The organism is Mesorhizobium sp. M0848, from assembly GCF_040319805.1.
Taxonomy (GTDB): Bacteria; Pseudomonadota; Alphaproteobacteria; order Rhizobiales; family Rhizobiaceae; genus Mesorhizobium.
This window is the reverse complement of sequence record NZ_JAMYOM010000006.1, coordinates 269,356-294,252: the sequence shown is the minus strand read 5'-3', so window position 1 is coordinate 294,252 and position 24,897 is coordinate 269,356. Positions and strand designations below refer to the sequence as shown.

Genomic DNA, 24,897 nt, shown 5'->3' with positions numbered 1-24,897 from the left:
TCGCCAAGCCAAGGTCCGGGCGGCCGCCCGGACCTTGGCTCAATCGCTCTAATCCCACGAAATCTCTCTCGTGTAGATACAAGGGTGGCGCCGCGAAGCGGCGACGGAGTGGGGGAAGACCTGGACCCAAGCCAAAACCGCCATAGGATAGGGACTGACGTGTCAGTACAGTCGCTTCGACAGACGAGCGGATCGAGCCCCCACTCCTCGAGCTTCGCTCGCCACCTCTCCCCCGATCGACGGGGTAGAGGAAAGGCGCGAAACCGCCCCTTCCTCTTCTCATTCCAGAGACACAAGGAGAGAACAGAGAAGCCTACACGTCAGCCTTGAACGTCTGCTTCTGCTGCCCCAAGCCTTCAATGCCGAGCTCCACCACATCGCCTGCCTTCAAAAACACCGGCGGCTTCATGCCGAGGCCAACGCCGGGCGGGGTGCCGGTGGAGATAATGTCGCCGGGGTGCAGCGACATGAACTGGCTGAGATAGGACACCAGATACTTTACGCCGTAGACCATGGTCTTGGTCGAGCCGTTCTGCATCGTCTTGCCGTTGACGGTCAGCCACATTTTGAGGTTCTGCGGATCGGCTACCTCGTCCTTGGTCACCAACCACGGGCCGGTCGGGCCGAACGTGTCGCAGGACTTGCCCTTGGTCCACTGGCCCTGGCGCTCGGCCTGGAAGGCGCGTTCGGAGACATCGTGGGCAACGCTATAGCCGGCAACATAGTCGAGCGCATCGGCCTCGCTGACATATTTGGCGGTTTTGCCGATGATCACGGCCAGTTCGACTTCCCAGTCGGTCTTCTCCGAGCCGCGGGGGATCAGCACGTCGTCATCCGGCCCGACAATGGCCGAGCTTGCCTTCATGAAAATGATCGGCTCCGGCGGCACGGTGGCGCCGGTTTCGGCGGCATGGTCGGAATAGTTGAGGCCGATGCAGATGAACTTGCCGGTGCCGGCAACGCAGGCGCCGAGGCGCGGGCTGCCGGAAACCGCTGGCAGCGACTTCGGATCGAGCTTGGCGAGTGCCGCCAGCGATGCCGGATCGAGCGTCTTGCCGCCGATATCGGTAACGTGAGCGGAGAGATCACGGATCGTTCCATCCGCATCGAGCAGGCCGGGACGTTCGCTTCCCACCTCGCCATAGCGCAGCAGTTTCATCTAAATTCTTCTCCTGATTGCGGCCTCGTGGCCTTTTGCAAACTTTCCGCCAAGGCGATTGCGCCTTCGCGGAACCGGCGGACCGTACCCATCGACCTGACTACGGACAAGCGCGATCGCCATGCAAGATAGCGGCGCGCGGGATTTTCAGACTCTTCGATCCCCTGTCAAACGCCGGGAAAGGGCCAGATCGTCCGGCTCGCGCAAGATTTCCGCAGTCAGATCGACCAGCCGCCGTCGATATTGTACGCCTGCCCTGACGTATAGGTGGCGCCGGCCAGATAGACGGCGAGATCCGCGATCTCCTCCGGCGTGCCGAGCCGGCCCATCGGCTGGCGGGCGATGAAGGCGGCGCGGGCGGCATCGTAGTCGCCTTGCGCGTGCATGCGGTCCTGCAGCGACGGGCTCTCGACCGTGCCGGGGCAGATGGCGTTGCAGCGTATGCCCTTGCCGACATAGTCGGCGGCGATCGCCTTGGTCAGGCCGATGACCGCGGCCTTGGTCAGACCATAGACGAAGCGGTTGGGCACGCCCTTGGTGGAACTGGCCAGCGAGGCCATGTTGATGATCGATCCGTCGCCGCGTTCCAGCATGCCGGGCAGCACGGCCCGGCTGGTGCGGATCATGGCGCGAACATTGAGGTTCAGCGCGAAATCGAGGTCGCCGTCCTTCATCTCCAGGATCGAGCCCGAATGGACGAAACCGGCGCAGTTGAACAGCACGTCGACGACACCGATCTCGGCAAAGGCGGCGTTGACGGCTTCCTCGTTGAGCACGTCCAGCTTGCGGGTCTTGATCCCCGGCGTCTTGGCGAGTTCCGCCAGCAGGGCCTCGTTGATGTCGGTGGCGTAGACGATGGCGCCAGCTTTTGCGAAGGCCAGTGCGCTCGCCTTGCCGATGCCTTGCGCCGCTGCCGTGACGACAACGACCTTGCCTGCCAGATCCGCCATACTGTTCTCCTCGTCCACTGGGATAGTTCGGGTCTACCTGCGGCTGGCCAAGGCGTCATGTGCCAGTCACGCATGATCGTGCAGCCTGCGCCGTTGATCGTTCACTGGTAAAGATGTTTTTTCTCGTTAAAGAACATCTGTCCGTGCGTCAACCCCGAACACGGTCTCGACAGCACCGGGGGGAGCTCAAAGCGCGCGACGCGCTTTGGCTCTTTGCCTTTATATATGTCGTTGCCCCAAAACCGCTGCGCACTTTTGGGCGACATACATTAATCGCCGTAAGGCACCCAGACATTCTTGACCTCGACGGCGCGGCGCAGGAAGGCGTCGCCGGCGGCTTCGTCGGATGCCCAGTCGAGGCCGCGGCCATTTCCGCTCCAGATGCGCTTGAGGTTGCCGATGGACTCGGCTTCCGCCTGGGCGCAGGTCTCGGCATCGGCGAACACCCAGAGCCCGTCGACATCGTCATGCTTGGCCAGCACGCCGGCAAGTTCGGCGCTGCGACCGGTGACGATGTTGATGGCGCCTGAGGGAACGTCGGAATATTCGATGACCTGGTAGAGATCGGTGGCCAGCAGCGGATAGCGCTCCGAAGGCACCGCGACCACGGTGTTGCCCATGGCCAGCGCCGGTGCGACCAGCGAGATCAGGCCGAGCAGCGGCGAGCTGTCGGGGGCGACGATGCCGACGACGCCGACCGGTTCATGAAGCGCCAGCGTCACGGCACGCGCCGGCGGCTGGTGCACGCGGCCCTCGAACTTGTCGGCCAGACCGGCATAGAGGAAGAGGCGCTCTATGGACTGTTCTACTTCTTCCCGCGCGGCCTTGGCGCTGGCGCCGGTCAGCTCGGTGAGGCGGGCGGCAAACTCGGCGGCGCGGCCGGAGAGATTTTCGGCCAGATAGTAAAGCACCTGACTGCGGTTATAGGCGGTCGCCTCGGGCCAGCCCCTACAGGCGCGGGCGGCGGAGACAGCATCGCGGATATCCTTGCGGCTGCCGAGACCAACTTCGCCGGCAAGCTTGCCCTTGGCGGTGGCGATGGCGAGCGAATAATTGCCGTCCGGCCGTACCTGCTTGCCGCCGATGAACAGCTTAGCCGTGCGGTCGATTGCCGAGCCGTCGGCCTGCTCGACTGGCTGTGCGGAGGTCGTCGCCGGCTTGATGATCTGGCCGAGCGGCAGCTTCGCCGTGAGATATTCGAACATGCCCTCGCGCCCGCCTTCGCGACCGAAACCGCTCTCGCGGTAGCCGCCGAAGCCGCAGGCCGCGTCGAACATGTTGGTGCCGTTGACCCAGACCACGCCGGCCTTCAATTGCGGCGCGACGTGCAGGGCAAGGTTGACGTTCTCGCTCCACACCGAGGCGGCGAGGCCATAGCGCGTGTTGTTGGCAAGCTCGATCGCTTCCTCGGTGTTGCGGAAGGTCATGGTCGCCAGAACAGGGCCGAACACCTCTTCTTGCGCCAATATGTTAGCCGGCGAAACACCTGTGGCGAGCGTCGGCAGATGGTAGTAGCCGGAAGACGGCAGCGCCGCATCCGGCTGCCAGCAGACAGCGCCCTGCCTGGCACCTTCGGCGACCAGGCCCTTAACGCGCTCGAGCTGTGTGGCGTCGACCAGCGGGCCGATATCGGTGTTCTTGTCGAGCGGGCTGCCGACGCGCAGCCGGCTCATCCGCGTCTTGACCTTGGCGATCAGGGCGTCGGCGATGCCTTCCTGGACCAGCAGTCGCGAACCGGCGCAGCAGACCTGGCCCTGGTTGAACCAGATACCGTCGACCAGGCCTTCGACGGCGCTGTCGAGATCGGCATCCTCGAAGACGATGAAGGCCGACTTGCCACCAAGCTCCAGCGACAGTTTCTTGCCCGAGCCGGCGGTCGCCTTGCGAATGATCTTGCCGACCTCGGAAGAGCCGGTGAAAGCGATCTTCTGGATGCCGGGATGGTTGACGATGGCCCCGCCGGCCTCAGGACCGCCCTGCACGATGTTGACGACACCTTTCGGCACGCCGGCGCGCTCGCAGATCTCAGCAAACAGGATTGACGTCAGCGGCGTGAACTCGGCTGGTTTCAGCACCACGGTGCAACCTGCGGCGAGGGCCGGCGCGATCTTCCAGGCAAGCATCAGCAGCGGAAAATTCCACGGAATGATCTGGCCGACCACGCCGACACCCTTGTGGCCGGGGAAATCCCTGTCCAGCGCCTGCGCCCAACCGGCATGGTGGATGAAATGGCGGATGGCCAGCGGCACGTCGATGTCGCGGCTTTCGCGGATCGGCTTGCCATTGTCGATTGTCTCAAGCACCGCGAACAGGCGCTGGTGGCGCTGCATGGCGCGGCCGATGGCATAGAGCACTTTCGCCCTGACATAGCCTGAACTGGCGCTCCACTTGGGCAGCGCCTTGGTGGCCGCCGCAACCGCCGCGTCGATATCGGCGGCATTGGCGTCCGAGACCTTGGCCAGCAGTTTGCCGGAAGACGGCTCGCTGGTCTCGAAAGTCTTGCCGCCGGACGCGGCTTTCCAGTCGCCGCCGATGAACAGCGCCTTGGAGAAGTCGCGCGCGGCAAGCCACGCATCGGCCTCGTTGCGGGCTTCCGGCGCCGGGCCGTATTCCATGGCGTGGTAGCGGTCGAGAATGTTCATTGGGCGCCTCCGTCACCCCTCCCACTTGTGGGAGGGTCGATCGGCTTGCCGATCGGGGTGGGGGTAAATCTCTCAAGCCATCGCGTGGCGATGATTGGCCGAATAGTGTCCGGTCAGATGGTGCTCGAGCTGGCGCTCGATGTCGGTCAAGAGGCTCGACGCACCGAAGCGGAACAGGTCCGGCTCCAGCCATGGGCGGCCGAGTTCTTCCTTCATCAGCACCAGCCAGTCGAGTGAGGCCTTGGCCGTGGAAATGCCGCCGGCCGGCTTGAAGCCGATGAGATAGCCGGTTTCCTCGAAATAGGCCCTGATGGCGCGCACCATGGCGAGGCCGACGGGCAGCGTCGCATTGACGCTTTCCTTGCCGGTCGAGGTCTTGATGAAGTCGGCGCCTGCCATCATCGCTACCATCGAGGCCAGCATGACATTGCGCAGCGTGGCGAGGTCGCCGGTGCCGAGGATGACCTTCAGATGCGCGTCACCGCAAGCGGCGCGCATCGAGACGATCTCATTGTATAGCTCGCGCCATTTGGCGCCGAACACCAGCCCGCGTGGAATGACCACGTCGATCTCGTCGGCGCCGTCGCGGACCGAGGCTTCGATTTCCTGCAGGCGGGTCGACAGGGGTGCCAGACCATGCGGGAAGGCGGTGGAGACGGCGGCGACATGGATGCCGGCGCCGCGCACGGCATCGACGGCGGTGGTGACGAAGGGATGGTAGACGCAGACGGCGGCCGGGCGGATGGTTTCACCTGATATGCCCAGGCCCTCGACGATGTCGCGGCGGAACGGATTGATCGCCTTGGCGCAGAGCCGGCGCACGCGCTCCTCGGTGTCGTTGGAATTCAGCGTCGTCAGATCCATGCAGGAGACGGCCTTTAGCAGCCAGGCGGCCTGGTTGTCGGCCTTGATCGAGCGCCGCTTGGTCAGGCTGGCGACGCGCCGTTCCAGCGCCGAGCGGTTGACGCTGCGCACCGATTCCATGAAGCCGAGATCGAGCTTCATGCCGGGATTGCGCGCAATGCGATGGTCCGGTGGAACGGCTGTGTTGGCGGCGGCACGCGCCGGCAGCGGCGTCACCTTGGACGAGCCGATATCGGCTTCTCGGATTGTGCTGCTCATCTACTGCCCTTTCATTCAGCGACGTGTGCCGAAGATAGCCCGCGAAGTCGTACTTCACGAGTCCTGCAGACGGTGATAGCCGAAAAAGGCGGCGAAAGCAGCAGTTTTTGACCGCGCGGTCAAAAACGCAGACTTCGAGATGTTAGGTGCGGCTCAGCCGACGAAAGCGCGCTCGACCACGAAGGTCGCCGGGTGGCTCAGCGAACCTTCCTCGAAGCCGAGGCTTTCGGCCAGTTCCTTGACGTCCTTCAGCATATGCATCGAGCCGCAGATCATGATGCGGTCGGTTTCCGGGCTGAGCTTGTCGATGCCGAGATCGCTGTAGAACTTGCCGGAGCCGATCAGCGCGGTGATGCGGCCCATGCGTGCCGACTCTTCGCGGGTCGTCGAATTGTAGAGCGTGACGCGCCCAGTGGTCAGTTCACCGATCAGCGGGTCGCTTTCCAACGCCGCGACCAGCTCCTGGCCGTAGGTGAGTTCCGCATTGTCGCGGCAGGTATGGGTCAGGACCAGCTGATCGAATTTGTCGTAGGTATCAGGGTCGCGTAGCAGGCTGGCGAAAGGCGCGATGCCGGTGCCGGTCGAGATCATGAACAGCCGCTTGGCCGGCGTCAGCGCGTCGACCACCAGCGTGCCGGTCGACTTCTGGCGCATGATGACCGTGTCGCCGACCTGGATCTTCTGCAGCTCGGAGGTCAGCGGACCGTCCGGCACCTTGATCGAGAAGAATTCCAGCTCCTCGTCCCAGGCCGGGCTTGCCACCGAATAGGCGCGGTACACCGGCTTCTCGGCATTGGGCAGGCCGATCATGACGAACTCGCCGGAACGGAAGCGCAGCGACTGCGGACGGGTGATGCGGAACGAGAACAGCCGGTCGGTATAGTGCTTCACCGAGACGACGGTTTCGGCATAGACGTTGGCCGGAATCGGGAACTGCAGCGGTCGGGCGCCGACGGTGTTGAGAGCGGATGTGGTGTTCATCAAATCCAACCTTCTGGCCCAACCGTGGACGCGGGCGCCAAACTTTCACCTGCACGCCCGGACCATTCAGATCCCGGCGGGCTGTTCGCACACTGCAAAGCGGCAAGCTCTTGTGTCCGGAATTTATTAGTATACAAACGATATTTGCGTCAAGATGCTCCCTTAAAACAGCTTTCCAAACTGGCGCATATCCGTAGTCCGCGCATTTCGGGTTTCGACGATGGAAGAGAATATTTCGGCGCAAGCGCGCAATTCCCGGGGAAATGTCGTCGCCGGTATCGATGTCGGCGGCACCTTCACCGACCTGCTCCTGATCGACGGAAGCGACGGCGGCCGGGTGTATCTGGCCAAGACGCCGACCACGGTGGACAACCAGGCTTTCGGTGTCGTTTCGGCACTCGGCGCCACCGGATTTGCCATCGATAGCATCGACCTCATCGTGCATGGCACGACCACCACCACCAATGCGGTGCTGGAACGCCGGCTGGCGAAAACCGGCATGATCACCACGCGCGGCTTTCGCGACGTGATCGAGCTGGGCCGGCGCACGCGGCCGCAGGCCTATGGCATGACCGGCAGCTTCGTACCGATCATTCCGCGCAATCTCAGGCTCGAAGTCTCGGAGCGTGTCGAAGCGTCGGGCGCGGTGCGCACGCCGCTCGACGAGGCCGAGATGCGCGACGCCGTGCAGACGCTGATCGCGGCCGGTTGCGAATCCCTCGTCATCCATTTCCTGCATTCCTACGCCAATCCGGCACATGAGCGGCGCGCCGTCGAAATCGCCGCCGAACTCTGGCCGAACGGCTACATCACGGCAGGCCACGCGCTGCTGTCGGAAGCGCGCGAATTCGAACGCGGCGTGACCGCTTCGGTTAACGCCTCCGTGCAGCCGATCCTCGAGCGCTACGTCGAGCGGCTGCGCAAGGAATTGGGCGCGAAAGGCTATGCCCGCGACTTCCTGATCATGAACGGCAATGGCGGCATGATCTCGGCCCGCTTCGTCACACGTGAATCGGCCAAGACGGTCATGTCCGGCCCGGCCTCCGGCGTCATCGCCGCCGCCTATACCGGAAAACGCGCCGGCTTCGAAAACCTCGTCACCTATGACATGGGCGGCACCTCGACCGACGTGGCGCTGATCCGCAATGCCGAGCCGGCAGTCTCGAACGAGATCGAGATCGAATATGCGATGCCGATCCATGTGCCGATGGTGGCGGTGCACACGGTCGGCGCCGGCGGCGGCTCGATCGCCCGCGTCGATGCGGCCGGCCTGATCCAGATCGGTCCGGAAAGTGCCGGCGCCAATCCCGGCCCGATCTGCTACGGACGCGGCGGCCTCGAGCCAACCATTACCGACGCCAATCTGGTGCTCGGCCGGCTGGCGCCGAAGAAGCTGCTGGCGGTCCAAAATCCCGTCACATCAGAGCGCGTCACCAGCATTTTCGAGGACAAGATCGGCAAGGCGACCGGCCTGTCCGGCGTCGAGGCGGCGGGCGCGGTGCTGCGGCTCGGCAACATGAAGATGGCCGGCGCCATCCGCATGGTCTCGGTGTCGCGCGGCCATGACCCTCGTGATTTCGCGCTGTTCGCCTTTGGCGGCGCCGGCCCGCTGCATGCGACCGCCCTGGCGCGCGAACTCGGCCTGCCAAAGGTGCTGGTGCCGGCGCGTCCGGGCATCACCAACGCACTCGGCTGCGTCGTCGCCGACCTGCGCCATGATTTCGTCAACACCATCAACCAGCCGGTGGCGGTGCTCGACGAAAAACAGCTTCATACTGTATTGGAACGCCACCGAAACGAAGGTGAAGAGCTGATCGGCAAGGAAGCGGTGAAGCCGGAGACGATCCGCGTCACCCACTCCGCCGACATGCAGTTCGTCGGCCAGACCCACATCATCAACGTGCCGCTGCCGTCCTCATCGGTGACGCGGGCAACGCTGCAGCAGCTTTTCGAAAAGGCCTATTTCGCCCGCTTCAAGGTCGAACTGCCGGAAATCCGCGCCAACCTCGTCAATCTCAACACGTCGGTGACCGGCGTGCGTCCGGCGATCGATCTGTCGCGGCTGATCGATCCGGCGGGGCGCGCAACAACGCTGGATGAGGCAAGGCGCGAAATCCGGCCGGTCTGGTATGGCGGGCGCTGGCACGACACGCCGGTATATGCGCGCGAAAAACTGCCGCTTGACGCTGAAATCGAAGGGCCGGCGATCCTCGAACAGATGGACGCCACCACCGTGCTCGAGCCCGGCGACCGCGCACGCTGCGACGCCGACGGCAACATCATCATCGACATCGGCGAGGCCTGAGATGTCTGACATTGACATGGCAAAACTCGACGCCATCACGCTTTCGGTTCTCCAGGCCGCCTTGCAGCAGGTCTGCGACGAGATGGACCTTGCGTTCTCTCGCGCCGCTTTCTCGCCTGTCATCGCCGAGGCCAACGACCGTTCCGACGGCATCTATTCGGCTGTCGATGGTTCGCTGATCGCGCAAGGCTCGCAGGGCCTGCCGGTATTTGTCGGCGTCATGCAATATTCGACCAGGACGGTGATCGAGATGATCGCCGACGGCCGTTGCCTGCCGCCGGAACCAGGCGACATCTACATCGTCAACGACCCCTATCTCGGCGGCACCCATCTGATGGATGTGCGCTTCGCCATGCCGGTCTACCGGGCGGGAAAAATCTTCTGCTGGCTGTCCAACACCGGCCACTGGCCAGACATTGGCGGCTCGGTGCCGGGCGGGTTTTCGGCCTCCGCGACCGCAGTCGAGCAGGAAGGTCTGCGGCTGCCGCCGGTAAAACTGTTCAAGAAGGGCGTGCTCGATCCGGAGATCTACGCCATCATCTGCTCCAACATCCGTGTCGCCGACCAGCGCATCGGCGACATCAGGGCCCAGGCCGCCGCACTGCTGATCGGCCAGGACCGGCTTAACGGAATCCTGGATCGTTACGGTGACGAAACCGTTGTCGAGGCGATCGCCGAACTGCGCCGCCGCGCGGCCGAGCAGATGCGCGCCAACATCTCAGCCATTCCCGACGGCACTTACCATTCCAAGGCGTTTGTCGATTCCGACGGGGTGGTCAACGAGCCGCTGACCATTGCGCTCGCCGTCGAGAAAAAAGGCAATACGCTGACCTTCGATTTCACCGGCTCGTCCAAGCCGTGCGCCGGGCCGATGAACAGCGTGCTGGCGACGACTTTGTCCTCGGTCTATCTCGCCATGCGCCACATTTTCCCCGATGTGCCGATCAGCGCCGGCGCGTTCGAACCGCTTGAAGTCAAGCGGCCGGAAGGCACTTTCCTCGACGCCAGATATCCGCGACCGGTCTCGGGTTGCGCGGCCGAAGTGTCGCAGCGCATCGCCGAGGCGGTGTTCGCGGCGATGGTGCAGGCGCTGCCCGACAAGGTGACGGCGGCGCCCGCCGGCTCCAGCGGCAATTTCGCGCTCGGCGGCAATGACCCGGCGCGCGGCCGCGATTACGTCATGTACCAGATCTCCGGCGGCGGTTACGGCGGCAATTCAGGCCATGACGGGCTGACCAATGGCTGCTCGACCATCGGCATTTCTAAATCGCCGCCGGTCGAGATCATGGAACAGGCATTCCCGGTGCTCTACCGCCATTATGCCTTGCGCGAGGGTTCGGGCGGCGCTGGCAAGCATCGCGGCGGTTTCGGCCTCGCCTATGAGGTCGAAATCCTGCGCGGTGACGCCCGGGCCTCCTTCGTCATGGACCACGGCCGTTTCGGCCCACAGGGCGCACTCGGCGGCAGGGATGGCGCGGTCAACACGGTGACCGTCTTCCGCAACGGCGAGCAACATGTGCCGCTGCACCTTTCGAAGGAGCAGGACATTGCGCTCAAGGCCGGCGACCGCGTGCGCGTCGGCACGCCGGGCGGCGGCGGCTACGGCGATCCGCTGCAGCGCGATCCGGATCTGGTGCTGCGCGACGTGGCGCTGGGGTACTACACATCAGAGGAAGCCACCGAAAAGTTTGGCGTTGTCCTCTCGGCCGGGGAGTTGGCCATCGACCGGGCGGCGACCAACAAGCAGCGCGCCGGGTAACGCACCACCGATCGCCTGGCCTGGATCGCCCGCCGCGCCGCGATCGCCGCAGCGCATGTCGTTTCCGTCTCCGTCGCACGCCTGGAAGACCGTAGACTTCCCGCTTTCAACGGGGAACTCGAACATGTGTCTTTCCGGTCGTTTCGTGCTTGCCGCTTCCGTCGCTCTCACCCTTGCCACGGGCGCCGCCTCCGCCCAGGACAAAAAACTCAGGATCGGTACCGAGGGCGCCTATCCGCCCTTCAATTACGCCAGTGCCGACGGCACGCTGGGTGGCTTCGACATCGACTTGGGGAAGGCGCTGTGCGCCGAGATGAAGGCCGAGTGTGAGTTCAGCGTGCAGGATTTCGATGGTTCCATACCGGCGCTGCAGGCCGGCAAGTTCGACGCCATCATCAACATCACCATCACGCCCGAGCGGGCCGAGAAGGTCGAGTTCACCCACAAATACTACCAGACACCGCCGGCCATCGCCGTACCGAAGGACTCAACCGTCGCGGGCACCTCGCCGGACGACCTGAAAGGCAAGGCGCTCGGCGTGCAGACCGCGACCATCCACCAGAAATTCGCCGAGCAGAAATATTCAGGCTCCACCGTCAAGGCCTATCCGACCGGCGACGACGCCCGCACCGACATGGCCAATGGCCGCCTCGACGCGATGATGGACGGCTCGATCATCTTGACCGAATGGCTGAAGAAGCCCGACGGCGCCTGCTGCAAGCTGCTCGGCACTCTGACGGCCGATCCGGCCATTCACGGCCCCGGCGTCGGCATCGCGCTGCAGAAGGGCAACAAGGAACTGGCCGACAAGCTCAATACGGCCATCGACGCGCTGCGCGCCAACGGAAAATACAAGGAAATCAACGACAAATATTTCTCGTTCGACGTCTACGGCGGCTGATCCTGACGCAATCACCTTCGGCAGCGCCGCCTGGCGCTGCCGTTTTTCTTGGATGATGGAGACTTCCTTGGCTGAGCGGCGTTCCCCTTTCTACAGCAGCATCGTCGGGCTGGGCGCGACCATGGGTCGTGTCGGCGGCGATTTCATCTCGGCCAAAACTTATTCCGGCATTGCCGACGAGCACCTGAACACCCGCAAAAACGTCGGCGTGCAGGATCTCAGCACGATGGGCAAGATGGACGTCAAGGGGCCGGACGCCGAGGCGCTGGTCAACCATGTCATCGTCAATAATGCCGCCGCCATGAAGCCGGGCCAGGTCCGCTATTCCACGGTCTGCCGCGACGATGGCGGCATCATGGACGACCTCACCGTGTTTCGGTTGGGCCCGGAGCACTTCATGCTGGTGACCGGCTCGGTCAACCGCCTGAAGATGCTGCCCTGGCTGCATCATCACGCCCAGGGCCGCAAGGCCTATGTCACCGACATCACGGCGGCCATCGCCTTCCCGACCATCCAGGGTCCGCGCTCGCGCGAACTGCTGAAAGCGTTGATTGCGGATGCCGATCTGGATGGACTGAAGCGCTGGTCGTTCACGTCGGGCCATATCAACGGCACGCGGGTGCTGATCTCGCGCACCGGCGTGACCGGCGAACTCGGCTTCGAATTGTTCGTGCCGGCCGACGAGGCGGCCTCGCTCTGGGACGCGCTGATGCGCACCGGCCGTGACTTTGGCCTGAAACCCTATGGCGTGCTGGCGATGTTCACGCTGGGCCTGGAAAAGGCCTACCCGGCGCACGGCATCGACATGGACGAGAGCCGCACCCCGTTCCATGTCGGCCTCGACCGCTGGATCAAGTTCGACAAGGGCGATTTCGTCGGCCGCGAGGCGCTTCTCAAGGTCCGCGACACCGGCCTCGACGAGCAATGGGTCGGACTGATCCTCGACGGCGACAAGCCGGCCGCGACCGATGCCAAGGTTCTGGCCGATGGCGAGGACGCCGGCATCGTCACCTACAGCGACCACGGCTATTCCCTCGGCAAGGTGCTGGCCACCGCGCATCTGCGGCTGCCCTTCATGGCTGTCGGCACCGAATTGAACATTGATATCGGTGGTCAGCCGACGCGTGCGGTCGTGGCGCCGATACCGTTCTTCGATCCGGAAGGGGTGAGGTTGCGAGGTTAACTGACCCCCATCGGGTGTTTCGGCCTTTCCAAGGTATGCGGGCCGTCAACCCGAGCGACCGTCGAAACTTCTGCGGTAGCCGGAACGATCAGCTTTCGCCATCGATCAGCGTCTCCAGCAAATCGAGCAACTGCTCGAGCTTTTCGTGGCCGAAGCGCTGTTCGATGTCGTCATAAATGACGCGACGCTCGGGCGACAGGGCGTCGATCAAGGCGGAACCGGCGGGCGCAATGGTTAGAACGACGCGGCGGCCGTCGCCTTCGGCCTTGTTGCGGGTGATGAATTTGCGTCCCTCGAGCGCCTTGATGATGCGCGTCAGGCTGGGCGGCAAAACCGAGGCGCGGTCGGCGAGTTCCGTCGCCTCGACCGGGCCGGCTTCGCTCAGCACGCGCAGCACGCGCCATTGCTGTTCGGTCACGTCATGCGCGGCAAGCATCGGCCGAAACCGCGCCATCACCGCTTCGCGGGCATGAAGCAGCGCCATCGGCAGAGAACGACGGGTTTCAGGCAGCAAGAAAAGAGCCTCCCACGCTTGCGATCGAAACAGGCCTCCCTCGGCCGAATCCGCCTGCCAGGGCCCGTTCCCGCCATCCCGTATCGTTGCGCCAAGCCCGATGCAAGGCTTGACTTCGCGCATGCTGCATGTAATTAACGCGTTAACTACAACAAGGCAATAACCCAGGGAACGAAACGCCGTGCCTCACTTCTCCATCGAGTATTCGGCCAATCTCGATGCCCAGGTCGATATGGGCGAATTGTGCGCTCTGGTGTTGCGCACAGTGCTGGACACCGGGCTGTTCGAAACCGGCGCCGTGCGGGTGCGGGCGTTTCGCGCCGAGGCCTACGCGATGGCCGACAGGCTGCCGGAAAACGCCTTTCTCGACATGTCGTTTCGCATCGGCACCGGCCGCAGCGCCGACGACAAGAAGCGGACTGGCGAGGCTGTCTTCGCGGCGGTGAGCGAATACCTTGGCACGCTGTTCGAGACCCCGCATTTCGCCATGTCGCTCGAAATCCGGGAAATCGACCCGGTGCTCAGCTGGAAGAGAAACGCAATCCACCCGCGACTGCGCGGCAAGTGACGGAACCCGACATGTCCGACCTGCAAGGCAATCTGAATAAGGCCGAGGCCTATCTGGCCCGCTTCAAGCGCGATGGCGTGTTGAACCAGATCGGCGGCGAGGCGGTGCCGGCGCTCGACGGCACGACGTTCGAAACGCTGTCGCCGGTCGACCTGAAGCCGCTGGCAAGCGTCGCGCGCGGCGGGGCTGCCGACATCGACCGCGCCGCCAAGGCGGCGAAGGCGGCTTTCCCGGCCTGGGCCGCCATGCCTGGCGAGGCACGCAAGAAGCTGCTGCACAGAATCGCCGACGCGATCGAGGCGCGTGCCGAGGAGATCGCCTTCGTCGAATGCATGGATACCGGCCAGGCGCTGAAATTTATGGCCAAGGCGGCGTTGCGGGGTGCCGAGAATTTCCGCTTCTTCGCCGACCGTGCGCCCGAAGCGCGCGACGGCGAGACGCTGCGGACCACGGGCCAGGTCAACCTCACCACGCGGGTGCCAATCGGCCCGGTCGGCATCATCACGCCGTGGAACACGCCGTTCATGCTGTCGACCTGGAAGATCGCACCAGCGCTGGCGGCCGGTTGCACCGTGGTTCATAAGCCGGCTGAATTTTCGCCGCTGACCGCCCGCCTGCTCGTCGAGATCGCCGAGGAGGCTGGCCTGCCGAAGGGTGTCTGGAACCTGGTCAACGGCCTGGGTGAAGATGCCGGCAAGGCGTTGACCGAGCATCCCGACATCAAGGCGATCGGCTTTGTCGGCGAAAGCCGTACCGGCTCGATGATCATGAAACAAGGCGCCGACACGCTGAAGCGCGTGCATTTCGAGCTTGGCGGCAAGAACCCGGTGATCGTCTTTGCCGACGCCGATCTCGAACGCGCCGCCGACGCCGTCGTATTCATGATCTATTCGCTGAATGGCGAACGCTGCACCTCGTCGTCGCGGCTGCTGGTTGAAGCCTCGGTCTATGAGAGCTTCACCGCCAAAGTCGCGGAGAGGGCGAAGCGCATCGTCGTCGGCCACCCGCTCGATCCGAAAACGGTGGTCGGGCCGCTGATCCATCCGGTGCATGAAAAGAAGGTGCTGTCCTATATCGAGATCGGCAGGTCGGAGGGGGCCACGCTCGCCGTCGGCGGCGGCAAGGTCGATGGGCCGGGCGGCGGCTGTTATGTCGGCCCGACCCTGTTCACCAACGTCTCCAACGGCATGCGTATCGCGCAGGAGGAGATTTTCGGGCCGGTGCTGAGCGCTATTCCCTTCAAGGACGAGGCTGAAGCGCTCGCGCTGGCCAACGACACCCAATACGGTCTGACCGGTTATCTCTGGACGTCCGACGTCACCCGCGCCTTCCGCTTCACCGATGCGTTGGATGCCGGCATGATCTGGGTCAACTCGGAGAATGTGCGCCATTTGCCGACACCGTTCGGCGGCGTCAAGAGTTCCGGCATCGGCCGCGACGGCGGGGACCATTCCTTCGACTTCTACATGGAGACGAAGAACGTAGCCTTCGCGACGACCGCGCACGCGATCCAGAAACTCGGCGGCTGACCGGAGGAAATCAGATGCCCTTGCCCAAGCCCAATCTCTATCCCGCCTTCAACATCGTGCGCCTCAGCCATGTCGAGCTGGCCGTCACCGACCTCGCCAAATCCCGTGCGTTCTATGTCGATACGCTCGGCCTCCAGGTCACCGACGAGACTTCGGACACCATCTATCTCAGGGCGCTGGAGGAGCGCGGGCACCATTGTATCGTGCTGAAGAAGGGGGCCACGGCCGAAGCCCGCGACCTCGGCTTCAAGGTCTTCTCGGACGAGGATCTCGACAAAGCGGTGCATTTCTTCAAGGGAAAAGGCCTGCCGGTGAAATGGGTCGAGCGACCCTACCAGTCGCGAACCTTCCGCACCCGCGATCCGCACGGCATTCCGCTCGAATTCTACGCTGAGATGGAGCGGCTGCCGCCGATCCACCAGAAATACGCGCTGTACAAGGGCGTGAAGCCGCTGCGCATCGACCACTTCAACTGCTTCTCGCCCAATGTCGACGAGTCCGTCGCCTTCTACAACGAGCTCGGCTTCCGGGTGACCGAGTATACCGAGGACGCCAGCAGCGGAAGACTGTGGGCGGCGTGGACGCACCGCAAGGGCGGCGTGCACGACATCGCCTTCACCAACGGCATCGGCCCGCGCCTGCACCACGTCGCCTTCTGGGTGCCGACGCCGCTCAACATCATCGACCTGCTCGATCTGATGGCAACGACGGGCTATTTGCCGAACATCGAACGCGGCCCCGGCCGGCACGGCATTTCCAATGCCTTCTTCCTCTATGTCAGAGACCCGGACAACCACCGCATCGAGATCTACTGTTCGGACTACCAGACGGTCGATCCGGACCTCGAGCCGATCAAATGGGACCTCAAGGACCCGCAGCGCCAGACGCTGTGGGGCGCGCCGGCGCCGAAAAGCTGGTTTGAGGAGGGTAGTGTGTTTGCCGGGGCGAAGGCACGCCAGCCGGATCTGACGGCGTCGCCGATCATTGCGCCGTGACGATGGACGAGGAGACCCGGATGACTGGACATGGGCGGCTCGCCACCTTCACCGTCGGCGGCAAGGCGCGCTATGGCGCGATCACGAGCAAGGGCGTCATCGACCTGTCGGCGCGCCACAGACAGTGGCCGACGCTGCGCGAAGTGATCGAGGCCGGCGCCTTGCGGCGGCTGGCGGAAGAGGCCGAGGCCTTCGCCCCGGACTTCCCGCTCGACGCCATCGCCTATGAAATCCCGATCCTATCGCCGGAAAAGATCATCTGCGTTGGCGTCAACTATCCCGACCGCAACGAGGAGTACAAGGACGGCCAGGCGGCGCCCGCGAATCCGTCGCTGTTCATCCGCTTTCCCCGCTCCTTCGTCGGCCATGGCGCGCCGCTGGTGCGGCCGCCGGAATCACCGCAACTCGACTATGAGGGCGAAATCGTCATCGTCATCGGCAAGGGCGGGCGCCGCATCGCGGAGGCCGATGCGCTCGGCCACATCGCGGCGCTGTCGCTGTGCAACGAGGGCACCATCCGCGACTGGGTGCGGCACGCCAAGTTCAACGTCACGCAAGGCAAGAATTTCGACCGCAGCGGCTCGATCGGCCCGTGGCTGGTACCGTTCACCGACGAGGCGCAGATCGCCGACATCGCGCTGACCACCCGCGTCAATGGCGAGCTGCGCCAGCAGGACCGCACCAGCCGGATGATCTTCTCGTTTCGCAAGATTATCGCCTATGTCTCGACCTTCACCACACTGGTGCCGGGCGATATCATCGTCACCGGCACGCCGACGGGTGCCGGCGCCCGCTTCGATCCGCCGATCTGGCTGAAGCCCGGCGATGTGATCGAGGTGGAGGCCGATGGCATCGGCGTGCTCAGAAACGGTGTCGTCGACGAGGCAGCGCAATGACCCCGGAGCAAGTGGAAGACGCCGCGGCACGGCTGTTCGAGGCCGAGCGGTCGCGCCGCCAGATCCGTCTGCTCAGCCTCGATTTTCCCGATGCGACGATGGAGGACGCCTACCGCGTGCAAGCGGCGCTGGTGACGCGCAAGATCGATGCCGGGCTGAAGCCGAAGGGCTGGAAGATCGGGCTGACATCGAAGGCAATGCAGTACGCGCTTGCCATCGACACGCCGGATTCGGGCGTGCTGTTCGACGACATGTTCTTCCATGACGGCGCGACGGTGCCGGCCGGCCGCTTCATCCAGCCGCGCGTCGAGGCCGAGATCGCCTTCGTCATGAAGGCGCCGCTGAAAGGCCCCGGCGTGACCATCTCCGACGTGCTCCACGCCACCGACTACATCACCCCGGCGCTGGAAATCCTCGACACGCGCATCGAGCGCGTCAATGCCGAGACGAAGAAGGCACGCACCTTCTTCGACACGATTTCCGACAATGCCGCCAATGCCGGCATTGTCATCGGCGGCCGGCCGCAACGTCCTGATGAGGCCGACATGCGCTGGATCGGCGCCATCGTCTCGCGCAACGCCGAGGTCGAGGAAACCGGGCTCGGTGCCGGCGTGCTCAACCATCCGGCGATGGGCATCGCCTGGCTGGCGGACAGGCTCGCCCGCTACGGCATGTCGATCGCGGCAGGTGAGGTGGTGCTCTCGGGATCGTTCGTGCGCCCGGTCGAGGCGCGGCCCGGCGACATGATCGTTGCCGATTTCGGCAGTTCGGGCACGGTCAGCATCCATTTCGCGAAGGGCTGATGACCCGCTGGTTCTTATCGATCGGCCCTAATCCCCACGCAGATAGGCAATCACCACATCGGCCGCGATGGCCGACATGCGCATGCCGACATCCCTGGTGATGTCGCCTTCGACGCGGCTCTGCACCCAGCCAAGAAAGGCGAAGGCGCGCAAGGCCGAAAACAGCGGCAGCGCGGCGATGTCGCGCGCCGTCAGCTCCCGCTCCTGCCGATAGCCGTCGAGCAGAGCGGCCTCGATCAGCGGATAGATCGCCTCCTCGCGGTTCTGGTACAGCGCGACGGCAAGGTCGTACATGTGCCAGCCATGGCCGCAATCGTCGAAGTCGATGATGCGGATCGCGCCGTCATGGACGAGCACATTCTCGCGCACCAGGTCGGCGTGGATGATGCCGAAATTGCGGGCGCTGCGTTCATGCTCCGACAGCGCCTTCACGGCCTTTCCCCGCGCCTGGAAAACCAGCTCGCGACGAGGGCCGTCGAGGAAGGGCGAGGTCTCGAAACGGCCCCAAATCGGGTTCGCACCGAAGAAGCCGTCGAAATCCCAGGCATGGCGGGCAAAGCCGGCGGGCGGCGTCCAGGCAGACGTGACATTGTGCATGTGGGCGATGGTTCGGCCCATCGCGGTAAAGACCTGTCTTGCCTGCTCGGGCGTAAAATCCAGCGGCACGCCTCGCGCGCCGACGGCGCGGCCTTCCAGCCAGCTCAAGCAATCGACTTGACGGGGTTGCACTGAGGCGTTGGCGCTGACAAGCACGAACAGATCGCCGGCCGGCGTGGCGACCGGCGAGGGTGTGGCGATGCCGGCCGATTGCAGAAAGCCCATCCATTGCAGTTCCGAGCGCAGGGCGGCGTCCGTGTGATAGCCAAGCCGATGAATGCGCATGGCGGCCGGCTGGCCTGTTGGCAAGATGACGCGAAACACCGCGTTCTCGCGGAATTTCAGCAGTTCCGGCTCACCCTCATCAATGCCCCAATGGGTGAGCGCGCGCCTGGCAAGCGCCGTGACATCGGCTGCCGTCTCGGGCTCGGACTGCGCGGAAACAGCGCTCACGCCTTCACTCCGCCGACTTCACCAAGCACTTCGTCAAGCAGCCCGATCAGGACGTCGGCATTGTCGCGTGAAAACGGCATTGGCGGGCGGATCTTCAGCACATTGCCGTGGATACCAGTCTTGCCCATCAGCACGCCGCGATGGCGCATGCGGTTGGCGGCCTGCTCGGCAATGTCGGGCGCCGGCTCGCGCGTCTCGCGGTCGTGAACCAGTTCGGCGCCGAAGAACAGGCCGGCGCCCCTGACCTCGCCGATGCATTCATGGCGCTCGGCCAGCGGGCGCAGCAGACCGAGCGCATAGGCGCCGACATCGCGTGAGTTGGCGACGAGATCGTCCTGCTCGATGACGTCGAGGACGGCATTGGCCACCGCGCAGGAAACCGGATTGCCGCCAAAGGTGTTGAAGTAACGGAAAGCGTTGCGGAAGGTCGCCAATGTGTCCTTGGTGGTGACCACGGCGGCGACCGGATGGCCGTTGCCCATCGGCTTGCCCATGGTGACGATGTCGGGAACGAAGCCGGCGCGCTGGTGGCCCCAGAAATGGCTGCCGGTTCGGCCGAAACCGGGCTGCACCTCGTCGGCGATGACCAGTCCTCCGGCGTCGCGCACCGCGCGCATGGCACCGTCGAAGAAGCCGCTGGGTAGCGTCGGAAAGCCTTCATTGGCGAGCAGCGGGCAGAGGATGATGCCGGACAGGCCGATGCCGTTCTCTTCCAGCGACGCGATGGCTTCGCGCACCGCGTCGCCAAAGGCTTTGCCGTTGGCCATCGCATCCGGATGGCGATAGCTGTCGGGCGCCGGCACCAGCCTGACGTTGCGGGCGCGGCCTCCGACCGGCGGCATGCGGGTGCTGAGCTGCGAAACCGCCGTGGTGTTGCCATGGTAGGTGGCGTCGGTGGCGATGATGCCCATGCGGCCGGTCGCGGCCTGCGCCATGCGCAGCGCGATGTCGTTGGCCTCGCTGCCGGTGCAGGTCAGGATGGCGGTCGACAGGCTGGCATCGAAGGTCGCGGTCAGCCGCTCGACATAGTCGAGGATGGCGGTGTGCAGATAGCGTGTGTGGGTGTTGAGCAGGCTTGCCTGCCGGCAAAGGGCCTCGACCACATGCGGGTGGCAGTGGCCGACATGCGCGACATTGTTGTAGGCGTCGAGGTATTTGCGGCCGTCGGCATCGTAGAGCCAGACGCCCTCGCCGCGCACCAGGTGCACGGGCTCATCATAGAACAATTGCGATTTCCCCCCGAGCAGGCGGGAACGCCGGCTAACCAGAGCTTCCTGCGATTGAGCCATTTGCATCTCGAAACTCCGTTCCATCCACTAAACCGTCAGACCTTCGACAGGCCTGCATCCAATGCTTCGCCGATTTTCGTCACGTCGGCGGCGGTGATGATGAGCGGCGGCGACAGGATGATGGCGTTGCCGGAGACGCGCAGCATGACACCGGCCTCATAGGCCGCCTCCGAAACCAGGGCCATGGTCTTCTTGTCGGCAGGCTTCTTGGTGGCACGGTCCGAGACCAGTTCCAGCGCCGCCATCAGGCCCTTGTATCTGACATCGCCGACGATCGAGTGTTTCGCCTTCAGCCCCTCCAGCGCGGCCGCGAGTTCGACGCCCCGTGCCGCCGCGTTCTCGTTCAGGCGCAGCCGTTTGGTCTCGGCAAGCGCCGCCAGACCCGCCGCGCAGCCGACCGGGTGGCCGGAATAGGTATAGCCGTGGCCGATGGCGCCGAAGCTGGTTTTGTCGGCCTCGAAGATTTCGGCCACCTTGGCGCCGATCAAGGTCGCGCCGAGCGGGAAATAACCTGACGTGATCGCCTTGGCGATGGTCATGAAATCCGGCTTCACGCCGGACAGACGCGAGCCCGACCATGCGCCGGTGCGGCCGAAGCCCGTCACCACCTCGTCGGCGATCAGCAGGATCTCGTGGCGGTCGCAGATTTCGCGCACCAGCGGCATGAAGCTCTCATGCGGAACGATGACGCCGCCGGCGCCGAGAACCGGCTCCATGATGAAAGCGGCGATGGTGTCGCCGCCCTGGAAGGCGATTTCGTCCTCCAGCGCCTTGGCGCACAGTTTTGCCAGCCGCGCGGGATCGGTCTCGTCGAACGGGTTACGGAAGGTCCAGGGCGCGGGAATGTGGAAGACGCCGGGCAGCAGCGGCTCGTAGTTGCGGCGGAAATTGGCGTTGCCGTTGACCGAGGCGCCGCCGAAATGCGTGCCGTGATAGCCCTTCTTCAGGGCGAGGAATTTTGTCCGGTCGGCCTGGCCGCGGATCTTCCAGTATTGCCGGGCCAGTCGCAGCGCTGTTTCGACCGAGTCCGAACCGCCCGAGGTGAAGAAGGTCCGCACCATGCCTTCTGGCTCGAACCATTCGCAGAGTTCGTAGGCGAGTTCGATCGACGGTCCGGTCGAAGTGCCGCGAAAGCCGGAATAATAGGGCAGCGCGCCAAGCTGGTCGGCGATCGCCTTCTTGATCGGGTCGCAGCTGTAGCCGAGATTGACGTTCCACAGGCCGCCGACGGCATCGAGCACGGTGTTGCCGGCGATGTCGGTGACCATCACGCCCTCGCCCTTCATGATCACCTTTGGCGGGTTGGCCCGCATCTCGGCCGGATGCGCCATTGGGTGCCAGATCGGCTTGGCGTTGGTCTCGGTGAGGAAATTGATGTCGCGCATGAAAGGGCTCCGCAAAAATCTCAGGCAGCTGAAACGAGGTCGAAATGGCCGAGTGCTTCGGCATAGGATTGGGCCGGGTGAGCAACGTCGAAATGAAGCGTGCGCATGCCGGCAGCACAGCCGCCATCGACATTGCGCTGCTGGTCGTCGACGAAGACGCAAGCACCGGCCGGCAGGCCGAGCGCTTCGGTGACCAAGGCATAGGCGCGCGGATCGGGCTTGAGTATGCCGGTGTAAGTGGCGTCGACGATCGTGTCGAACAGGCCGAGCAGCGGCAGCCGCCGGCGGAAATCGGCGCCGTAGAACAGGTCGAGTTCATTGGACAGGATTGCCAGCCGAAATCCGGCCGCATGCACCGTGCGGATGGCGCTGTCGGCTTCGGGCCGCACCACCTTTTCCGGCTCCGCGCCACGCGCGCGCCGGACGAAGGTTTCCATCGCCTGCCAGTCCTCGCCGACGAGACGGCCAACCTCGCTTGTGCGGGTGCGCCAATAGTCGCGCTCGCTGATCTCGTCGGCTTGCATGGCGCGCCACAGCGGATCGCCGTGCGGATCGAACGGCCCGCGCCATTGCAGCGTCCCCGGCGTGAGGCCGAGCGCCTGTTCGGTCAAGGCGTGGGTCTCGAACAGTGTGCGGGTGACGACGCCGCCGAAATCAAGGACAAGCGCCTGGGCGGGAACAGCACTCACGCTGCCACTCCCTTGGCCGGCTTGCCGCGCGGGACGATGCCTTCCTCGACCCAGCGGTCGAAGATCTCGAGCGCCTTGCCGACGAAGTCGTCGCTGTTGATGTGAGCGTCGATCTCGTGGAACTCGACCCCGGCGGGAATAGCCCGACGCATTTCATCGGCGAAGGCCGCGAGAGCCTCGGGTTCATAGAGCGGCTCACCCTGCACGTCCCATTCCTGGATGCCTCCGGTTGGCAGGATGAAGGCGGAGCGGCCTTTCGCGGCACCGAGCTTGGCGGCGATGGTCCTGGCGACCTGGCGGCGATCGTCGGCATCGACGGTGACCGAAGCGATCAGCCTGTTGTGGGCATGAAACGGCCGCGTCGAGAATTTAGCCGGCAAATCCTGCCAGGTCGGCAGATCGACCATGTCGACCGCCCCGGGTGCGGCGATCTGCGGAATGCCGCGAGCGCCGGCATTCTCCAGCCGGTCGGCGCCGGAACTGACGACGGATCCCGCGAGATGATTGGTGATTTCCTGCAGGCTGAAGTCGAAGACCGCGCAGAAATGATCTTGGCCGGCGATCGATTCGAAGGCGCGGCCGCCCATTCCGGTGGTGTGGAAGACCGCAACGTCATAGCCGCGCCGTTCCAGGGCCGGCTTCAGCGTCTTCATGTAGCGCAGGCAGCTGCTGCCGAGCGAGGTCATGCCGATGGTCGGCCCCGGTGCCTGCGCCGACGCGCGAGACGCCAGTACGATTTTAGCCGCGCCGACGACCGCACCGCAGGCCTGCGACAGGACCAGCCTGCAGATGTTGTTGAGGCCGTACAGTCCGCCCGCCCAGAGGATCATCATCAGGTCGGGGGCGACGCGCTCGGGCGGGATGAGATGCGAATAGGCGATGGTCGAGACGACGAATTTCGGCACGCCGAGCGGCAGGCAAAGCGCCACGTCGAGCGCCAGATCGGTTCCCATGGAGCCGCCTATGGCAATGAACGCGTCGATCTCGCCACTTTGATGGAGCTTGCGCACCAGCTGCACGGCGCCGCCGGCCATCAGCGTCATGGCGGTGTTCTCATCACCGCTCGAAACGATCTCGGCGATCGTCACATCTACAGCCCGGGCCACGGCGTGCTTGTCGTGGTCCGGGCTGTAGGGCGGGTCGCCCAGCACGCTGACATCCATCATCACGGCGCTGCCGCCCGACGCCTCGATGCACTGTTTCATGAACAGCAGCTCTTCGGCCTTTGTGTCGCCGGTGCCGATGACCAGGATGCGGGGCGCTGTCTCCGAGGGCATCAGGCCTGCCTCCTCAAGATTTGCAGGTTTTCGCCGTTGAGGCGCATGGAAATCTCCCGTGCCGCCTCCCTCACGGCAAGTCCCCGTTCGGCGATCGCGGCTGCCGTCGTTCTGGCCTTTGGCGCCGCCACCGCGATGGTGCCGAGCGCAAAGCCATCCGCCCCGCGGATTGCCGCCGCGACGCTGATCACACCTTCCTCATAGCCCTGGTCGCAGATCGAATAGCCGCGCTCGCGCGCCTCGCTCATGGATCTTGAGATTGCGGCCGGCTCGATCAGCGTATGGGCCGTGAAAGCGTCGAGCGAACCCGTCAGGCATGCCTTGACGGTCTCGTCGCGGGCGAAGGCCAGATAGGCGATGCCTGACGCGGTCGAATGCAGGGGCAGCAACTGACCGATGTCGATGTTGACCCGGTTCGCCCATGCCGGATGCTCGACATGGACGGTGACCAGGCTGTCGACGCCGAATTCCGACAAATGCACGGTCTCGGCCGTCGATGCTGCCAGGTCCCGCACCAGCGGAACAGCCGTCTGCAGGAAGGGAAAGCGCGCTTCGCGGATGCGCGCCAGCCGCGACAGGCCGGCGCCGAGGCGATAGTGCCGCGTGCCGATATCCTGCTCGACAAAACCATGGCCGGCCAGCGCAACCAGCAGCCGCCTTGTCGTCGCCTTGTCGAAGCCCGAGCGGCGCGCCAGATCGGACAGGCCGAGCTCGGGCTCGTCGACGCTGAACAGCTCCAGAAGCGAGATCGCTTTTCCGACCGTACTCAAATTTGCCTCCCGGTTCGGGACAATCATTTAACGTGTGAATTAACTTGACAGGCATCGGCATTGTTTGCAAGTCTATATTCAAAATAACGGTTCGAATAATGAACCGACCACCAGAGTGCATGGGACAGGC

Annotated in this window: 21 protein-coding genes; 9 read left to right on the top strand and 12 right to left on the bottom strand. The window is 64.4% G+C overall.

Annotated elements, in window-relative coordinates; genetic code table 11:
* Window positions 1-313: 313 nt before the first annotated feature.
* The 5 genes from NKH95_RS09445 to NKH95_RS09425 form a co-directional block, all read right to left on the bottom strand.
* Complete coding sequence (locus tag NKH95_RS09445; protein ID WP_127328023.1) at window positions 314-1,159, bottom strand: fumarylacetoacetate hydrolase family protein; 846 nt, start codon at window positions 1,157-1,159, stop codon at window positions 314-316.
* Between the two features lie 218 nt (window positions 1,160-1,377).
* The gene (locus NKH95_RS09440) at window positions 1,378-2,109 is read right to left on the bottom strand and encodes an SDR family oxidoreductase (protein WP_352891398.1); all 732 of its coding nucleotides are present in this window, start codon (window positions 2,107-2,109) and stop codon (window positions 1,378-1,380) included.
* 269 nt (window positions 2,110-2,378) lie between these two features.
* Window positions 2,379-4,751 (bottom strand): aldehyde dehydrogenase family protein, encoded by a 2,373-nt coding sequence (locus tag NKH95_RS09435; RefSeq protein WP_352891396.1) that lies wholly within the window; start codon window positions 4,749-4,751, stop codon window positions 2,379-2,381.
* Window positions 4,752-4,823: 72 nt separating this feature from the next.
* Window positions 4,824-5,873: a deoxyribose-phosphate aldolase gene (gene deoC, locus NKH95_RS09430; RefSeq protein ID WP_352628937.1), complete on the bottom strand. Its 1,050-nt coding sequence runs from the start codon at window positions 5,871-5,873 to the stop codon at window positions 4,824-4,826.
* Window positions 5,874-6,026: 153 nt separating this feature from the next.
* Complete coding sequence (locus NKH95_RS09425; protein WP_127294708.1) at window positions 6,027-6,854, bottom strand: ferredoxin--NADP reductase; 828 nt, start codon at window positions 6,852-6,854, stop codon at window positions 6,027-6,029.
* Window positions 6,855-7,074: 220 nt separating this feature from the next.
* Here NKH95_RS09425 and NKH95_RS09420 point away from each other — a divergent pair, with 220 nt between their 5' ends.
* From NKH95_RS09420 to NKH95_RS09405, 4 genes are all read left to right on the top strand, one after another.
* On the top strand, window positions 7,075-9,159 hold the full coding sequence (locus NKH95_RS09420) for a hydantoinase/oxoprolinase family protein (RefSeq protein WP_352891395.1): 2,085 nt from the start codon (window positions 7,075-7,077) through the stop codon (window positions 9,157-9,159).
* A 16-nt stretch (window positions 9,160-9,175) separates the two neighbouring features.
* Complete coding sequence (locus NKH95_RS09415) at window positions 9,176-10,918, top strand: hydantoinase B/oxoprolinase family protein (protein ID WP_352891405.1); 1,743 nt, start codon at window positions 9,176-9,178, stop codon at window positions 10,916-10,918.
* Window positions 10,919-11,042: 124 nt separating this feature from the next.
* Window positions 11,043-11,819 carry an ABC transporter substrate-binding protein gene (locus NKH95_RS09410; RefSeq protein ID WP_352891394.1) on the top strand — a complete coding sequence of 259 codons (777 nt, stop codon included), beginning with the start codon at window positions 11,043-11,045 and terminating at the stop codon, window positions 11,817-11,819.
* Window positions 11,820-11,871: 52 nt separating this feature from the next.
* On the top strand, window positions 11,872-13,002 hold the full coding sequence (locus tag NKH95_RS09405) for an aminomethyl transferase family protein (protein ID WP_352891393.1): 1,131 nt from the start codon (window positions 11,872-11,874) through the stop codon (window positions 13,000-13,002).
* An 88-nt stretch (window positions 13,003-13,090) separates the two neighbouring features.
* Here NKH95_RS09405 and hpaR read toward each other — a convergent pair whose 3' ends face one another.
* Entirely contained in the window at window positions 13,091-13,486 is a 396-nt protein-coding gene (gene hpaR, locus NKH95_RS09400) for a homoprotocatechuate degradation operon regulator HpaR (protein WP_127276380.1), read from the bottom strand.
* 211 nt (window positions 13,487-13,697) lie between these two features.
* Here hpaR and NKH95_RS09395 point away from each other — a divergent pair, with 211 nt between their 5' ends.
* From NKH95_RS09395 to hpaH, 5 genes are read left to right on the top strand one after another with little or no spacing between them, the layout of a single operon-like run.
* Complete coding sequence (locus tag NKH95_RS09395) at window positions 13,698-14,084, top strand: 5-carboxymethyl-2-hydroxymuconate Delta-isomerase (protein WP_352891392.1); 387 nt, start codon at window positions 13,698-13,700, stop codon at window positions 14,082-14,084.
* Window positions 14,085-14,095: 11 nt separating this feature from the next.
* On the top strand, window positions 14,096-15,613 hold the full coding sequence (hpaE, locus tag NKH95_RS09390) for a 5-carboxymethyl-2-hydroxymuconate semialdehyde dehydrogenase (protein WP_352891391.1): 1,518 nt from the start codon (window positions 14,096-14,098) through the stop codon (window positions 15,611-15,613).
* Window positions 15,614-15,627: 14 nt separating this feature from the next.
* On the top strand, window positions 15,628-16,608 hold the full coding sequence (hpaD, locus tag NKH95_RS09385) for a 3,4-dihydroxyphenylacetate 2,3-dioxygenase (RefSeq protein WP_352891390.1): 981 nt from the start codon (window positions 15,628-15,630) through the stop codon (window positions 16,606-16,608).
* 20 nt (window positions 16,609-16,628) lie between these two features.
* A complete protein-coding gene (locus NKH95_RS09380; protein WP_352891389.1) occupies window positions 16,629-17,504 on the top strand; it encodes a fumarylacetoacetate hydrolase family protein in 876 nt (291 codons plus the stop codon).
* Complete coding sequence (gene hpaH / locus NKH95_RS09375; RefSeq protein WP_128305123.1) at window positions 17,501-18,307, top strand: 2-oxo-hept-4-ene-1,7-dioate hydratase; 807 nt, start codon at window positions 17,501-17,503, stop codon at window positions 18,305-18,307. The genes NKH95_RS09380 and hpaH overlap by 4 nt, the downstream gene beginning before the upstream one ends.
* A 27-nt stretch (window positions 18,308-18,334) precedes the next feature.
* On the opposite strand, the gene NKH95_RS09370 is transcribed toward hpaH, so the two are convergent.
* From NKH95_RS09370 to NKH95_RS09345, 6 genes are read right to left on the bottom strand one after another with little or no spacing between them, the layout of a single operon-like run.
* A complete protein-coding gene (locus NKH95_RS09370; RefSeq protein WP_128305122.1) occupies window positions 18,335-19,357 on the bottom strand; it encodes a phosphotransferase enzyme family protein in 1,023 nt (340 codons plus the stop codon).
* Complete coding sequence (locus NKH95_RS09365; RefSeq protein WP_128305162.1) at window positions 19,354-20,646, bottom strand: aminotransferase class III-fold pyridoxal phosphate-dependent enzyme; 1,293 nt, start codon at window positions 20,644-20,646, stop codon at window positions 19,354-19,356. Before NKH95_RS09365 ends, NKH95_RS09370 begins: the two co-directional genes overlap by 4 nt.
* A 35-nt stretch (window positions 20,647-20,681) precedes the next feature.
* Window positions 20,682-22,031: an aminotransferase class III-fold pyridoxal phosphate-dependent enzyme gene (locus tag NKH95_RS09360; RefSeq protein WP_352891388.1), complete on the bottom strand. Its 1,350-nt coding sequence runs from the start codon at window positions 22,029-22,031 to the stop codon at window positions 20,682-20,684.
* Window positions 22,032-22,051: 20 nt separating this feature from the next.
* Complete coding sequence (locus tag NKH95_RS09355) at window positions 22,052-22,720, bottom strand: HAD family hydrolase (protein ID WP_128305120.1); 669 nt, start codon at window positions 22,718-22,720, stop codon at window positions 22,052-22,054.
* A complete protein-coding gene (locus NKH95_RS09350) occupies window positions 22,717-23,997 on the bottom strand; it encodes a Tm-1-like ATP-binding domain-containing protein (protein WP_352891386.1) in 1,281 nt (426 codons plus the stop codon). The genes NKH95_RS09355 and NKH95_RS09350 overlap by 4 nt, the downstream gene beginning before the upstream one ends.
* Entirely contained in the window at window positions 23,997-24,767 is a 771-nt protein-coding gene (locus NKH95_RS09345; RefSeq protein ID WP_352440634.1) for an IclR family transcriptional regulator, read from the bottom strand. Before NKH95_RS09345 ends, NKH95_RS09350 begins: the two co-directional genes overlap by 1 nt.
* Window positions 24,768-24,897 lie beyond the last annotated feature (130 nt).